General features: G+C 43.5%; 11 protein-coding genes and 6 tRNA genes. 11 read left to right on the top strand and 6 right to left on the bottom strand.

Annotated elements, in window-relative coordinates:
• The first annotated feature begins 224 nt into the window (after positions 1-224).
• Positions 225-629, top strand: coding sequence for a hypothetical protein (locus BACHE_RS12655; RefSeq protein ID WP_013548102.1), 405 nt, complete (start codon positions 225-227; stop codon positions 627-629).
• A gap of 136 nt (positions 630-765) precedes the next feature.
• Here the strand turns inward: BACHE_RS12655 and BACHE_RS12650 are convergent, their stop codons facing one another.
• Together BACHE_RS12650 and rlmD are read right to left on the bottom strand one after the other, a co-directional pair.
• Positions 766-1,695 (bottom strand): RluA family pseudouridine synthase, encoded by a 930-nt coding sequence (locus BACHE_RS12650; RefSeq protein ID WP_013548101.1) that lies wholly within the window; start codon positions 1,693-1,695, stop codon positions 766-768.
• A 25-nt stretch (positions 1,696-1,720) separates the two neighbouring features.
• Positions 1,721-3,148, bottom strand: a complete 1,428-nt coding sequence (rlmD, locus tag BACHE_RS12645) for a 23S rRNA (uracil(1939)-C(5))-methyltransferase RlmD (protein WP_013548100.1) — start codon at positions 3,146-3,148, stop codon at positions 1,721-1,723.
• Between the two features lie 206 nt (positions 3,149-3,354).
• On the opposite strand from rlmD, the gene ppdK reads away from it, so the two are divergent.
• Positions 3,355-6,078 carry a pyruvate, phosphate dikinase gene (gene ppdK / locus BACHE_RS12640; RefSeq protein WP_013548099.1) on the top strand — a complete coding sequence of 908 codons (2,724 nt, stop codon included), beginning with the start codon at positions 3,355-3,357 and terminating at the stop codon, positions 6,076-6,078.
• A 271-nt stretch (positions 6,079-6,349) separates the two neighbouring features.
• Positions 6,350-7,234 carry a sensor histidine kinase gene (locus BACHE_RS12635; RefSeq protein WP_013548098.1) on the top strand — a complete coding sequence of 295 codons (885 nt, stop codon included), beginning with the start codon at positions 6,350-6,352 and terminating at the stop codon, positions 7,232-7,234.
• On the opposite strand, the gene BACHE_RS12630 is transcribed toward BACHE_RS12635, so the two are convergent.
• Entirely contained in the window at positions 7,231-7,839 is a 609-nt protein-coding gene (locus BACHE_RS12630) for a thiamine phosphate synthase (protein ID WP_013548097.1), read from the bottom strand. The genes BACHE_RS12635 and BACHE_RS12630 overlap by 4 nt on opposite strands.
• A gap of 166 nt (positions 7,840-8,005) precedes the next feature.
• A complete protein-coding gene (locus BACHE_RS12625) occupies positions 8,006-8,626 on the bottom strand; it encodes a superoxide dismutase (protein ID WP_013548096.1) in 621 nt (206 codons plus the stop codon).
• A gap of 238 nt (positions 8,627-8,864) precedes the next feature.
• Here BACHE_RS12625 and BACHE_RS12620 point away from each other — a divergent pair, with 238 nt between their 5' ends.
• The 8 genes from BACHE_RS12620 to BACHE_RS12585 all read left to right on the top strand — a co-directional run bounded on the left by BACHE_RS12620 (position 8,865) and on the right by BACHE_RS12585 (position 13,215).
• Complete coding sequence (locus tag BACHE_RS12620) at positions 8,865-11,156, top strand: ATP-dependent helicase (RefSeq protein ID WP_013548095.1); 2,292 nt, start codon at positions 8,865-8,867, stop codon at positions 11,154-11,156.
• A gap of 201 nt (positions 11,157-11,357) precedes the next feature.
• Complete coding sequence (gene nspC, locus BACHE_RS12615) at positions 11,358-12,503, top strand: carboxynorspermidine decarboxylase (protein WP_013548094.1); 1,146 nt, start codon at positions 11,358-11,360, stop codon at positions 12,501-12,503.
• Positions 12,504-12,613: 110 nt separating this feature from the next.
• Positions 12,614-12,686 (top strand) — tRNA-Gly (locus tag BACHE_RS12610).
• Positions 12,687-12,711: 25 nt separating this feature from the next.
• Positions 12,712-12,793: transfer RNA gene (locus BACHE_RS12605), tRNA-Leu, on the top strand.
• Positions 12,794-12,839: 46 nt separating this feature from the next.
• Positions 12,840-12,923, top strand: a tRNA-Leu gene (locus BACHE_RS12600).
• A gap of 12 nt (positions 12,924-12,935) precedes the next feature.
• Positions 12,936-13,008 (top strand) — tRNA-Gly (locus BACHE_RS12595).
• Between the two features lie 21 nt (positions 13,009-13,029).
• Positions 13,030-13,111 (top strand) — tRNA-Leu (locus BACHE_RS12590).
• A gap of 31 nt (positions 13,112-13,142) precedes the next feature.
• Positions 13,143-13,215, top strand: a tRNA-Gly gene (locus tag BACHE_RS12585).
• Between the two features lie 72 nt (positions 13,216-13,287).
• Here BACHE_RS12585 and BACHE_RS12580 read toward each other — a convergent pair.
• Together BACHE_RS12580 and yihA are read right to left on the bottom strand one after the other, a co-directional pair.
• The gene (locus BACHE_RS12580; protein WP_013548093.1) at positions 13,288-13,887 is read right to left on the bottom strand and encodes a DUF4923 family protein; all 600 of its coding nucleotides are present in this window, start codon (positions 13,885-13,887) and stop codon (positions 13,288-13,290) included.
• A 12-nt stretch (positions 13,888-13,899) separates the two neighbouring features.
• Positions 13,900-14,505: a ribosome biogenesis GTP-binding protein YihA/YsxC gene (gene yihA / locus BACHE_RS12575; RefSeq protein WP_013548092.1), complete on the bottom strand. Its 606-nt coding sequence runs from the start codon at positions 14,503-14,505 to the stop codon at positions 13,900-13,902.
• Positions 14,506-14,613: the final 108 nt, after the last annotated feature.

Below are 14,613 nucleotides of genomic sequence, written 5' to 3'. Positions count from 1 at the left end.
CTAATGGCTTTAATATTTCGTTTTTCTTTGCGTTTTCCCTTTTTCATTCGTTTATTTCAAAGATTTTGAGTAGATTTGTCTGCAAGAATTGACTGAAATCAGTAAATAATGAGAACTTTGAATTATGTGAAGATACTGATGATATGCGCTTTTGTTACGGTTTCGGTTTCTTGTGACGATGAAAATTATACATTGATTGTTGGCTAATTATAATAGATAAGATAATGAGATTATTTACGAGAATTTTTTTGGTGATGATGCTTTGCATAGGTTTGGCATCATGTGAAGAAAGTCAGGAAAGTATTGAGTCGGCTATCGTGGGGCGTTCATGGACCGGTGATGTAGGTGTTAACGCAGATAATGGTGAGGCGCTGTTCAGTACATTTACTTTTGGAACAGATGGTTTTGGTACAGAGTCTCAATATTACTCATCGGATGGAGAGTTCTATAAATCGTATCGCTTTCAGTGGTATTGGGAAGACGGCTACAATACGAATCTGGTATTGAATTATGGAGCTTATGACATTTCCTACATGGAGAATGTCAGTATAGGAGGTGGTAAGTTGTGGGGTACTTTCTATCTGTCAAATAATGCTCCCGGCTTTAACTTTACTTTGCGCATGGAATGATGTTTCTGGCGTTTTAAAGAAAAAAAGAGACCGTCCCTGTTTATGAAGTGCACCCAAAAAGTTTTGTGTCTAACTTTTTGGGTGCACTTCATAAACAGGGTCGGCTTTTTTGTGTTATTGGATGCGGCACACTTTTTTATGAATTCTTTTCCGCATTAGTCCGTTTCAAAAACAGTTTCTTGAAATCCGCAGGATACGGAGTTTCAAAACTCATCTTCTCGCCCGTGACCGGATGATAGAAGCATAGCTTAAAGGCATGCAACGCCAGCCGTCCTATCGGATTTATATCTTCCAGCCCATAGCGGCCGTCGCCAATGATGGGATGTCCCAGGTCTTGCATGTGTACGCGTATCTGGTTTTTGCGGCCTGTTTCCAAATTCAGTTCCATCAAGGAATAGCCGTTGGCACGTTTTATGGTACGGTAATGGGTGATTGCTTCTTTTCCACCGTCGTTCGTGGGACTGGAATATACATATAGCGTACGGTCGGTGAGCCAGGAAGACACCACACCGGCATTCTTTTCCATTTCACCGGAAACCACTGCTACGTAGCGCCGGTCAAACACTATGTCATGCCAGTTGTCACGCAGGGTATTTTGGGTTTTCTCATCCTTGGCAAACATCATCAGGCCGGAAGTGTCACGGTCCAGACGATGTACGGTGTAAACGCGGTGCTGCCTGCCCGAACGCTGGACGTACTCATTCAGTATGGTATAGGCGGTGCGCTCCTTTTGCCTTTCTGTATTCACGGAAAGCAGTCCCTGCATCTTTTCAATGACAATGATGTAGGCGTCTTCATATACAATCTTGATCAGTTTGTGATTGAATTCCTTCCGTCCCTTTTCACGGCTGATCTGTACTTTCATTCCGGGTTTCAGAGGAAAATTGTACTGTGTAGTGATTACACTATCCACATAAACAATCCGCTTGCTCAGCAATGACTTTAGTTTGGTACGGCTGGCATCAGGCATTTTTGCGGTCAGGAACTCCATCAGTTCCATCGGTTCCTTTACTGTGTAGTCCGTATATTGTGTGCGGGCCTTTGCCACAACTTTTTCTTTAGCCATGTTTTTGGTGATTAATGTTAATGAATTAGTGATTGGCTTTCAGTTCGAGCAGTACCACATTCTCAACATGGTGAGTGTGAGGAAACATATCTACGGGCTGCACAGCCTTCACTTTGTATTTTACATCGAGCAGTTGCAAGTCACGTGCCTGTGTTGCGGGATTGCAGCTTACATAAACAATGCGTTTAGGTTCGGCAAAGAGAATGACATCCACTACGTCTTGGTGCATTCCGGCGCGTGGAGGATCGGTGATGATTACGTCTGGACGGCCATATTGGTTGATGAAATCCTGGGTCAGCATATCTTTCATATCACCGGCGAAGAACAACGTGTTCTTGATGCCGTTGATTTCGGCATTGACTTTGGCGTCTTCAATGGCTTCGGGCACGTATTCTATGCCAATGACCCGGCGTGCTTTCCCGGATACGAAATTCGCGATAGTTCCTGTGCCTGTGTACAGGTCGTAAACCAGCTCGTCGCCTGTCAGTCCTGCAAAGTTTCGGGCAATCTTGTAAAGATTATAGGCTTGCTCGGAATTGGTCTGATAGAAAGATTTCGGGCCAACTTTAAAACGTAAGCCTTCCATTTCCTCGAAGATATGGTCTTTGCCTTTGAAGGTATATACATCAAGATCTGTGATGGTGTCGTTGCATTTATTATTAATAATGTATAGAAGGGAAGTGATTTCCGGGAAAGTGTCTGCTACATATTGTAACAACTGTTTGAACAATTCCATTTCCTCATCCTTTTCTATCTTGCAAATGAGGATTACCATCAGCTCGCCGGTAGTGGAAGTGCGTACGATCATGTTGCGCAGCATACCTTCCTGAGTACGCAGATTGATGAAGGAATAGTCGTGCTCATAGGCATAGTCGCGCACTGCATTCCGGATCCGGTTGGATATATCATCCTGCAACCAGCATTTTTCTATGGCCAATACTTTATCAAAGGCATTGGGAATGTGAAAGCCCACTGCATTCATCTGCTCATATACTACATTTTGCTGGATTTCAGCATTGGTCAGCCAACGTTTGTTGGAGAACGTGTATTCCAGTTTGTTTCTGTAAAACTGTGTCTTTTCCGAACCCAATATAGGGGATATTTCAGGAAGCTCTATTTTTCCGATGCGGATAAGATTGTCCGTAACCTGCTTCTGCTTGTACTTTATTTGTTCGGAATAGGGGAGCACCTGCCATTTGCATCCCCCGCAAACGCCGTAATGTTGGCAGAAAGGAACGGCTCTTACTGATGAGTACTCATGAAACTTTACCGCTTCGGCCTCAGCATAATGATGTTTTTTCCTTTTGATCTGTAGATCCACTATGTCACCGGGAACAACATATGGTACGAAAATTACCAAATCATTGACCTTTGCGATGGCTTTTCCTTCGGCAGCCACATCCGTAATCGTTACCTTCTCCAACAGGGGAAGTTCTTTTCTCTTTCTTGCCACTTTTACACCAATATAATAAATTATTGTGCAAAAATAGATATTTTTTCCGAATATCTCTCTATGAATCGAGATATTAAAGATTGCAATGTCGAAATTGCATTTTCACATAAAGTTTTTTCTGAAAAAGTTTTGTAGTCTATGAAATATACTTAGATTTGCGAACAGAAAAAGAAGAAAATCACAATCAGAAACTTTAAATTTTTATTATGGACAAAAAAAGAGTTTATACCTTTGGAAATGGTCAGGCAGAGGGAAAGGCCGACATGAGAAACCTTTTGGGAGGCAAGGGCGCTAACCTTGCTGAGATGAATCTCATAGGGGTTCCGGTTCCTCCGGGCTTTACAATCACGACAGAAGTTTGCACAGAATATTATGAAATGGGGCAGGAAAAAGTGGTTGCCCTGTTGAAGAAAGAAGTTGAACAAGCCATTGCACATGTAGAAATGCTGATGCGTTCAAAATTTGGTGACGTTGAAAATCCTTTGCTGGTTTCCGTCCGTTCAGGTGCGCGTGCTTCTATGCCGGGCATGATGGATACGATCCTGAATCTGGGACTGAACGACGAAGTGGTGGAAGGGCTGATTCGCAAGACCGGCAATGCGCGCTTTGCATGGGATTCTTACCGGCGTTTCGTGCAGATGTATGGAGATGTGGTATTGGGCATGAAGCCGGTTAACAAGGAAGATGTCGATCCATTCGAAGCTATTATAGAAGAAGTGAAACACGCTAAAGGTGTGAAACTGGATAATGAATTGGAAGTTGAAGACCTCAAGGAATTGGTGAAGAAATTCAAGGCTGCCGTAAAAGAACAGACCGGAAAAGATTTTCCGTCTTGTGCTTATGAGCAGTTATGGGGAGCCGTTTGCGCCGTGTTTAACTCATGGATGAACGAACGTGCCATTCTTTATCGCAAAATGGAGGGGATTCCTGATGAATGGGGTACGGCTGTCAGCGTACAGGCTATGGTATTCGGCAATATGGGAGAAACTTCGGCAACGGGTGTTTGTTTCAGCCGCGATGCTGCTACGGGTGAAGACCTTTTCAATGGCGAATATCTGATTAACGCACAAGGTGAGGATGTTGTTGCAGGTATCCGTACTCCTCAACAGATTACCAAGATCGGTTCACGGCGTTGGGCAGAACTGGCAGGGGTAAGTGAAGAAGAACGTGCCGCAAAATACCCTTCTATGGAAGAGGCCATGCCGGAAATATATAAAGAGTTGGATGCTCTGCAAACCAAGCTTGAAAACCATTATCGTGATATGCAGGATATGGAATTCACCGTGCAGGAAGGTAAACTCTGGTTCCTCCAGACCCGTAATGGTAAGCGTACGGGAGCCGCTATGGTAAAGATTGCTGTGGATTTGCTCCATCAGGGTATGATTGACGAAAAGACAGCTTTGTTGCGTTGTGAGCCTAATAAGCTGGATGAGTTACTCCATCCGGTGTTTGACAAGGCTGCTTTGAAGCAGGCCAAAGTTCTGACTCGCGGCCTTCCCGCTTCTCCGGGTGCTGCCACAGGTCAAATTGTGTTTTTTGCCGATGATGCCGCTGATTGGCATGCTGCCGGCAAGCGCGTGATAATGGTTCGTATTGAAACATCTCCTGAAGATTTGGCAGGTATGGCAGTTGCTGAAGGTATCCTGACTGCTCGTGGAGGTATGACTTCTCATGCGGCTGTTGTTGCCCGTGGTATGGGTAAATGTTGTGTGTCCGGTGCAGGTGCTTTGAATATAGATTATAAGACCCGTACAGTGGAAATAGATGGCGTATTGCTGAAAGAAGGTGATTTTATTTCATTGAACGGAAGTACGGGTGAAGTATATAACGGCAAGGTTGAAACAAAAGCTGCCGAACTTTCCGGTGACTTTGCCGAATTGATGAGTTTGGCTGATAAATATACCAAATTGCAAGTTCGCACCAATGCGGACACTCCTCATGATGCACAGGTTGCACGCAACTTTGGTGCAGTTGGTATCGGTTTGTGCCGTACGGAGCACATGTTCTTTGAAGGAGAAAAGATTAAAGCCATGCGTGAGATGATTTTAGCAGAAAATGCGGAAGGTCGTCGTAAGGCTTTAGCCAAGATTCTTCCTTATCAACAGGCTGACTTCAAAGGGATATTCCGCGCTATGGAAGGCTGTCCGGTGACTGTTCGTCTGCTCGATCCTCCTTTGCATGAATTTGTTCCTCATGATTTGAAAGGACAGCAGGAAATGGCAGATACGATGGGGGTAAGCTTGCAACATATCCAACAACGTGTAGAGTCACTTTGCGAACATAATCCAATGTTGGGACATCGTGGCTGCCGTCTGGGAAACACATATCCGGAAATTACTCAAATGCAGACACGTGCTATTCTTGGTGCTGCGTTGGAATTGAAGAAGGAGGGCATTGAAACGCATCCTGAAATCATGGTTCCGCTGACAGGTATTCTTTATGAGTTCAAGCAACAAGAAGATGTCATTCGCACCGAAGCTGCTAATTTGTTTGAAGAAGTGGGGGACAGCATTGATTTTAAAGTAGGAACAATGATTGAAATACCTCGTGCCGCTTTGACAGCTGATCGCATTGCTTCTTCTGCGGAATTCTTCTCATTCGGGACAAATGATCTGACTCAGATGACTTTCGGCTATTCACGTGATGATATTGCTTCTTTCCTTCCGATTTATCTGGAAAAGAAGATTCTGAAAGTAGATCCTTTCCAAGTGCTGGATCAGAATGGAGTAGGGCAGTTGGTGCGCATGGCAACGGAAAAAGGCCGTGCTATCCGTCCGGATTTGAAGTGTGGCATCTGTGGCGAACATGGCGGCGAACCTTCTTCCGTGAAATTCTGCCATAGGGTAGGTCTGAACTACGTGAGTTGTTCTCCGTTCCGCGTTCCCATTGCACGATTGGCAGCGGCACAGGCAGCCATCGAAGGATTGTAGCATACGATTTATAATTAATAATCAATAAGTTAAAGGGATTTGCTCTGAGGAGTGAATCCCTTTTTTTCTGCTGTAAACTATTTTAAGGAATGTAGTGTGTGGGTTTTCATGGAAATCTTCTGATTGTTTTGTCAAATGCTTTCTTGTACGTTACTAAGTATTTTTTTTATTTGTTGGTTTATTAAAGTTGTATATTCCTTATATTATTTGTAATTTCTTTCTTATATTTGCAAATAAAAGTTTACTTGCATCAAGAAAAACAAAACAAACAATGAATGTACCACTTATAGCTCTGCTTTTAATAAAGATACTTGGTTTTATAGAAAGAAATGAAATATTGCTGATTGCTTTTATGATAATCATATTTTTATTGTTGATTATCATGATTATCATTTCTATCGGTAAGAGCAGACGGGTGAAAACTCTGCGTCAGATGAATGAGGTGGCGGAAGAAACTAATCAACTGAAGAATGCTTTTATCGCCAATATGACTCATGAGATACGGACACCGTTGAATGCCATTGTGGGTTTCACCACCATGCTTGCCGAAATGGATAACTTGGACAAAGCAACGCGCATGGCTTTTTTGAAAGAAATTAATGAAAACAAGGATTCCTTGCTGCAATTGGTGAATGATTTGCTGGACTATTCTAAAATAGAAGCAAATACCTTAGAGTATAATGATGAAGAAGTAGATGTGAACACTTTGATCGCTGAAGTTTGCATGGCAGAAAATACCGGCTCCCATCCCGGTGGAATTCAGGTTGAATTTGTAGAAAAGTTACCTCAGTGTCGTTTAGTGGTAGATCGGGTGCGATTTGCGCAGGTTGTCGGCAATCTGGTGAGAAATGCATTGAAATTTACCGAAAAGGGAAGCGTGAAAATAGGATGCAGGCAATTGAGTAACCGGAACTTTTATTTTTATGTAGCCGATACTGGTTGTGGTATTGATGAAGAAGGACGTCATGCTATTTTTGAGCGTTTTGTAAAGATGAACTATAATATAAAAGGTACGGGCTTGGGACTCTCCATTACAAAGTCCATCGTAGAGCATTACGGAGGAGGTATTGGGGTGGAGTCTAAGAAAGGAGAGGGCTCTACTTTCTATTTCACATTACCTGTTGGGGTGGAGTATAGAGAATATGGAAAGTTTTAATCGGACATTTCCTTCAGCTTCTTGAAATGACGGATTATTTCTAAATAGTCACGGTCTGTGCGGGTATTGAACTTATTCCAGAGGTCGCCCATTACCACTGCACCACCAAAGCCATAATCTTTAATTTCCAAGATATTGTCGGGAGTAATGCCACCCAACGCCATTACTCTGTTGTCCACAATCTTATTTTTTCCGGCCTGACGAAGTTCTTCTGCGGTAAATCCGGAAGTTACCCCATTCTTTGTGATACAGTTGTAGATGGGGCTCAAAAACAAATAATCATAAAAATGCTTTTTGCTTTGTATCTCTTCCATGGAATGACAGGTACAACTGATGTGTCCTGAGTAATCATGTGGCTCGTTCGGGTTGCGCGCATTCAGGTGTATGCCCATCAGATTAAATTCTTCTTGTAAATAGAAGTGTTCATGGGTGACGATGCGCCTGTGATATTTTTCGGGTATCAGAGTCAAAAGCCGTTCGGAATACATGGCGGGAGTTTCCGGTTTCCTCAGATGTAGAATATCAAGACCTTCTTCAAAGAGTGCCGTGATAATTTTGTCTTCTTCTACAAAGAATGTGGGTGCTGTGACTACTATGAGTTTCATTTCTTTTGTTAAATGTTTATGTTTAGCAAAGTTATGGAATACTTATCTTAGTAACCAATGATTTTCTTTAAAATATGTTAGATGCCGTATGAAACATAAGACGCACCCACGAGTTTGGTACTCATGGATGCGTCTTGAACTGGTTTTATGAGATTCTAACTACTGATTATTTTAATCTTTTGCTTACTACCTCCCAATCGATGATACTCCAAAGTGAGTTAATATGGTCTGCACGACGATTCTGATAATCAAGATAATAGGCATGTTCCCAGACATCAAATCCCAATAGGGGGGTCAGTCCGAAACGTACCGGATTGCTGCCGTTGGCTTCTTTGGTGATATGAAGTTTTCCGTCCTTGTCGGCAGAAAGCCATGCCCAGCCCGAACCGAACAGTCCGACAGCGGCTGCATTAAATTCCTTCTTGAAGTTCTCGAAACTGCCGAAGTCTCGTTTGATGGCCTCTGCCAATTTACCCGTCGGTTCACTATGGACAGGTTTGGGCGAAAACTGCAGGAAGTAGAGAGTGTGGTTCAATACTTGTCCGGCATTGTTGAATATAGGTCCATCCGGCGCGGAAGATACGATACTGATCAGATCTTTTCCTTCATATTCTGTACCCGGAGTGAGATTATTGAGATTGTTTACATAAGTTTGCAGATGTTTACCGTAATGGTAATCTATTGTTTGCTGACTGATTACAGGTTCCAGCGCATTGTTTGCGTAAGGAAGTTTAGGCATTTCGTAAGTCATAACTGTCATCATTAAAGTCATTAATAACGTATTCATAAGTTCAATTATTTATTTTGAAACTTTCTAATACTAAACACGGCAACATCAGGAATTGTTCATCTGTGCCCGCATCTTTTTTGTTTCAACTGTGCGAAGATAAGCTGTGTTCCGGCATAAAAAATAACTCGTTCGTTTTATTCTGCATTTGGTTTACATTATCTTTGTCCCCCGAAGCGGAGGCAGACTGCATTGTTTGTGTCTCCGGTACTACCTTATTTAAAAGATTATATGGAATATGCCCGATTACATACAAGAATTGAATGAAGGACAGCGTGAGGCGGTTCTTTATAATGATGGCCCGTTGTTGGTGATAGCCGGGGCCGGTTCCGGGAAGACGCGTGTGCTGACCTATAAGATAGCCTATTTGCTGGAGAACGGTTACCAGCCGTGGAATATCCTTGCGTTGACTTTTACCAACAAGGCGGCACGTGAGATGAAAGAACGTATTGCCCACCAGGTGGGAACGGAACGTGCCCGTCGGCTTTGGATGGGGACGTTTCACTCCATGTTCCTGCGCATTCTGCATGTTGAGGCCCCGCATCTGGGATTCACGCCGCAGTTCACTATTTATGATACGGCGGACAGCAAGAGCCTTTTGCGCTCCATTATCAAAGAAATGAAACTGGATGAGAAAGTATATAAGCCGGGGATAGTGCAGGCTCGTATTTCCAATGCCAAAAACCATTTGGTTTCTCCGGCAGGATATGCCAATAACAAAGAGGCTTATGAAGGAGATTGCGCCGCTAAGATGCCGTCTGTCCGTGATATCTACCAAAGGTATTGGGAACGTTGCAGGCAAGCAGACGCAATGGACTTTGATGATTTGCTGTTTTATACTTTTCTCTTATTCCGTGATCATCCGGATGTGCTTGCCCGCTATCAGGAACAGTTCCGATATATATTGGTGGATGAGTATCAGGATACCAATTTTGCCCAGCATAGCATCGTCCTGCAGTTGGCAAAAAATCATCGGCATGTATGCGTGGTGGGGGATGATGCTCAAAGTATCTATTCTTTCCGTGGTGCTGATATCGATAATATCTTGTATTTCACGGAAGTTTATCCCGGTACTAAAGTCTTCAAGCTGGAGCAGAATTATCGTTCCACGCAAACCATAGTCCGTGCGGCCAACAGTCTGATAGAGAAAAATCAGAGGCAGATACATAAGGAGGTTTTTTCCAAGAAAGAAGAAGGAGAGTCTATCGGGGTTTATCAGGCGTATAGCGATGTGGAAGAAGGGGAAATCGTAGTCAATAAGATTGCGGAATTGCACCATCGGGAACATTGCGTCTATTCTGATTTTGCCGTGCTTTACCGGACCAATGCGCAAAGTCGTATTTTTGAAGAGGCCATGCGCAAGCGGGGAATGCCTTATCGCATTTATGGTGGTCTGTCCTTTTACCAGCGCAAGGAAATTAAAGATGTGATAGCCTATTTCCGCTTGGCGGTGAACCCTAACGATGAGGAAGCTTTCAAACGTATCATCAATTATCCGGCACGTGGTATTGGTGACACCACGGTAGGAAAAATCATAGCTGCCGCTACCGGAAACAACGTCAGCCTGTGGGCTGTTCTTTGCGAACCGCTGACCTATGGGCTGGAACTGAATAAAGGAACTGCCGGAAAACTGCAAGGTTTCCGTGATCTTATATCCGGTTTTATCACCGATGTGGCAGAGAAAAACGCTTATGAAACCGGAACTGAAATCATCCGCCGGTCTGGAATTGTAAACGATGTTTGCCAGGATAATTCTCCTGAGAACCTTAGTCGGAAAGAGAACATAGAAGAATTGGTAAATGGCATGAGTGATTTCTGTGCCCGGAGGCAGGAAGAAGGAAATGCGAACATTCTGTTGGTGGATTTCCTGTCGGAAGTATCTCTGCTTACCGATCAGGATTCCGACAAGGATGGAGATGATGAGAAGATAACCCTGATGACTGTCCATTCGGCCAAAGGGCTGGAGTTTAAAAACGTGTTTGTGGTAGGAATGGAAGAAAATCTTTTTCCGAGTGGTATGGTAGGTGACTCGCCCCGTGCCTTGGAAGAAGAACGGCGCTTGTTCTATGTGGCTATTACCCGGGCGGAGAAGCATTGTTACCTTTCATTCGCAAAGACACGTTTCCGTTATGGCAAAATGGAATTTGGAAGTCCCAGCCGTTTCCTTAAAGATATAGACGCGCGTTTCCTACGTTTGCCGCAAGATGTTGTTGTCGGTCGTCGTATAGATGAAGGAGCAGAGAACTTCAGACGTGAGAAGCAAAAGATTTTTTCTCCGACGGTTCCCCGCAATCTGAAACGGGTGACGTCTTCTTCCGGTGCTTCTCCTGCATCTTCTGTGCATCCTTCGGGCGGTACAGTTCCAAATGGTGTCCGACCCGGGCAATTCATAGAGCACGAACGCTTTGGACTGGGCGAAGTATTGAAGGTGGAAGGAGAGGGTGACAGTGTTAAAGCAACCATTCACTTTAAGAATGCCGGAGACAAGCAACTTTTATTGCGTTTTGCCCGTTTTAAAGTTGTGGAGTGATAGAATATGTTTACAAATAAAGATATAGAAAAAAGAATGTTTCCTTTTTTACTAAAATGCCTCCATAAATTTACTAAAAACGGTAGAGATTTTTAGTAAAAATCCTCTGAACTTTTAGTAAATATTCGGCAGTATCTTGAAATTACCTTGTCGGACGTGTTTTTGAATTTTAAATGAATAGTAAAAAAAATATATATAAAGATGACAGATAAAGATTTTGATCTTTTCCCTTCTCCCTGTTACATTATGGAAGAAGAACTTTTGAGGAGAAACCTTACTTTGATAAAGAGTGTAGCCGACCGTGCGGGGGTAGAGATTATCCTTGCATTCAAATCTTTTGCCATGTGGCGCTCGTTTCCCGTCTTCAGGGAGTATATAGAACATTCTACGGCAAGTTCTGTATATGAGGCCCGTCTGGCATTGGAAGAATTCGGCAGTAAGGCGCATACCTATTCGCCTGCCTATACCGAGGCCGATTTTCCGGAGATAATGCGTTGCAGCGGCCATATAACTTTTAATTCGTTGATGCAGTTCCATCGTTTCTATCCGATGACCGTTGCGGAAGGAAGTGGAATCTCTTGCGGCATCCGTATCAATCCGGAGTATTCTGAGGTTGAAACCGAATTGTATAATCCTTGTGCTCCCGGAACCCGTTTCGGTCTGATGGCCGACCAATTACCAGAGATACTTCCGTATGGCATTGAAGGCTTCCATTGCCATTGCCATTGCGAGTCTTCTTCTTATGAACTGGAGCACACGCTGGAGCGTATGGAAGGGAAATTCTCCAAATGGTTCTCTCAAATCAAATGGTTGAATTTGGGCGGCGGACATCTGATGACGCGTAAAGATTATGATATAGAACATCTTATCCGCTTGTTGCAGGGGTTGAAAGAACGCTATCCTCATTTGCAGATTATTTTGGAACCGGGATCTGCCTTTACCTGGCAAACCGGTGTGTTGACTTCCGAAGTTGTGGATATTGTAGAAAACCGTGGCATTCGTACCGCAGTTTTAAATGTCAGTTTCACCTGTCACATGCCCGATTGTTTGGAGATGCCTTACCAGCCCTCGGTGCGTGGTGCACAGATAGGAAGTGAGGGGGCGCATGTCTATCGCTTAGGCGGCAATTCTTGTTTGAGTGGTGATTATATGGGATTTTGGAGTTTTGATCATGAACTGCAAATTGGTGAGAGAATCGTTTTTGAAGATATGATTCATTATACGATGGTAAAGACAAATATGTTCAACGGAATTCATCATCCGGCTATTGCCATGTGGACTGAAGAAGGAAATGCTGAAATCTTTAAGCAATTTTCCTATGAAGATTATCGTGACCGAATGAGTTGATAATCAAAAGTCTGCTTACACTTTGAATGAAAGCGTGCATTTTCTGTGTGAAAAAAAAGTTCGGAATGTTTGTTGGTTTAAGGAAAATATCTACCTTTGCAACCGCAAACGCGGAAATAGCTCAGTTGGTAGAGCACAACCTTGCCAAGGTTGGGGTCGCGAGTTCGAGTCTCGTTTTCCGCTCAATGCAGATGATTGCAGTACCGATGCCCAGGTGGCGGAATTGGTAGACGCGCACGTTTCAGGTGCGTGTGTCGAGAGGCATGCAGGTTCGAGTCCTGTTCTGGGCACATCAGGTAAGGCAATGAGTTCTTTGTTTAGTTTAGGAATATTGATGGAGAGGTGGCGGAATTGGTAGACGCGCTACTTTGAGGTGGTAGTGACAGAAATGTTGTGGGAGTTCGAGTCTCCTCCTCTTCACATCTGATAAATGCGGAAATAGCTCAGTTGGTAGAGCACAACCTTGCCAAGGTTGGGGTCGCGAGTTCGAGTCTCGTTTTCCGCTCTTTCGAATGTTGATGACAATGCCCAGGTGGCGGAATTGGTAGACGCGCACGTTTCAGGTGCGTGTGTCGAGAGGCATGCAGGTTCGAGTCCTGTTCTGGGCACATATTCTTTGCGAAAGGAATGTCATCAAATGCGGAAATAGCTCAGTTGGTAGAGCACAACCTTGCCAAGGTTGGGGTCGCGAGTTCGAGTCTCGTTTTCCGCTCTCTTTCTTACAAAGAAAAGCCCCGCAAATATTATTTGCGGGGCTTTTCTTCTTAATGCCGGTGATGTTTTTTTATTGTTTCTTCATAGTGAATCCTGTCATCATACCATCGTAGCTGTTTGCCAGTGTACTGACTGTTTTTAAAGTCGTACTACTACTTTTGCTACCCAGAAAAGTCAATAATTTCAGCAGTTTGTCCGAGTTGAATAATAAGTCCATGCTGGAGGACGTGCAGCTTACTTTTGCATTCATACCTATCAGTTTGGCAAATTTGAGGTTGACGCTCTGTGTTGTGCTGTTGTAGGAATAAGTTCCATTTAGTTTCTTGGCTCCTATATTGGCGTTGAACGTGCTGTCTGCATTGAATGTGAAACTCATTTGCCCTTCCTTGATGCCGATTTTGGCTAATTGCTCATTGAGTTTACTTTCTGCAGTAGATGCCGCAACTGCGCCTCCCGCTTTTTTCAGCAGATTGTCCGATTCAAATTCAACGGCAGAGCCTGTATATTTCCAGGTTCCTTCCATATTTACACTGGTGCTTTTTCCGGTTACGGTGCTGACCGCTTTTTCAAGATTCTCCTTGCTGAATAAATCTTTCAGAGATTGTGCCTGACCATTGTTGGCTACAAGCAATGCGGCAACAAAAAGATGCCAAAAAATAATTTTCTTCATTGTTTTATGATTTTATTTACTGTTCAGTTCTTTGTTGATTTTCTCAATATAGTCCAATAATTCTTCTCGACCCATACGGTTTTCGGAAGAAGTGATGAAGTAGGGTGGAAGTTCTTCCCATTGTTCTTCCAATTTTTTGAGGTATTGCCTGATATTGGCGTTCAACCTTCCGCCTTTCATTTTGTCTCCTTTGGTGAATACGATGGCAAAAGGAACACCGTTTTCGCCCAACCATTCTATGAAGTCGAGATCAATAGCCTGAGGTTCCAGTCTGCTGTCAACCAGTACAAACAAGTTGGTCATTTGCTCACGTTGCAGTATGTAGCTTCGTATGATGTTTTGAATTTGCTCTTGGCCTTTTTGTCCCCGTTTGGCATAGCCGTAGCCGGGAAGGTCAACGAGATACCAATTCTTGTTGATAAGGAAATGGTTGATGAGCATTGTCTTTCCGGGCGTAGCCGATGTCATGGCGAGCCCTTTGTGGTTTGTCAGCATATTGATAAGACTGGATTTCCCCACGTTGGAGCGCCCAATGAAGGCATATTCGGGAAATGTTCCTGGGGGGCATTTCTTCACGTCTGTGTTACTGATGACGAATTCGGCGTTCGATATTTCCATCTATTTTGTCAATTTAAAAGTTTGTTTTATACTGTCTTACGAGGAATATTACATTTCTTTGATGTTGCAAAGGTAATACTTATTTCAAAAAACTTCATTCATAATTCG

This window comes from Bacteroides helcogenes P 36-108, from assembly GCF_000186225.1.
In the GTDB taxonomy this organism is placed as follows: domain Bacteria; phylum Bacteroidota; class Bacteroidia; order Bacteroidales; family Bacteroidaceae; genus Bacteroides; species Bacteroides helcogenes.
This window is presented reverse-complemented; position numbering and strand designations above follow the sequence as displayed.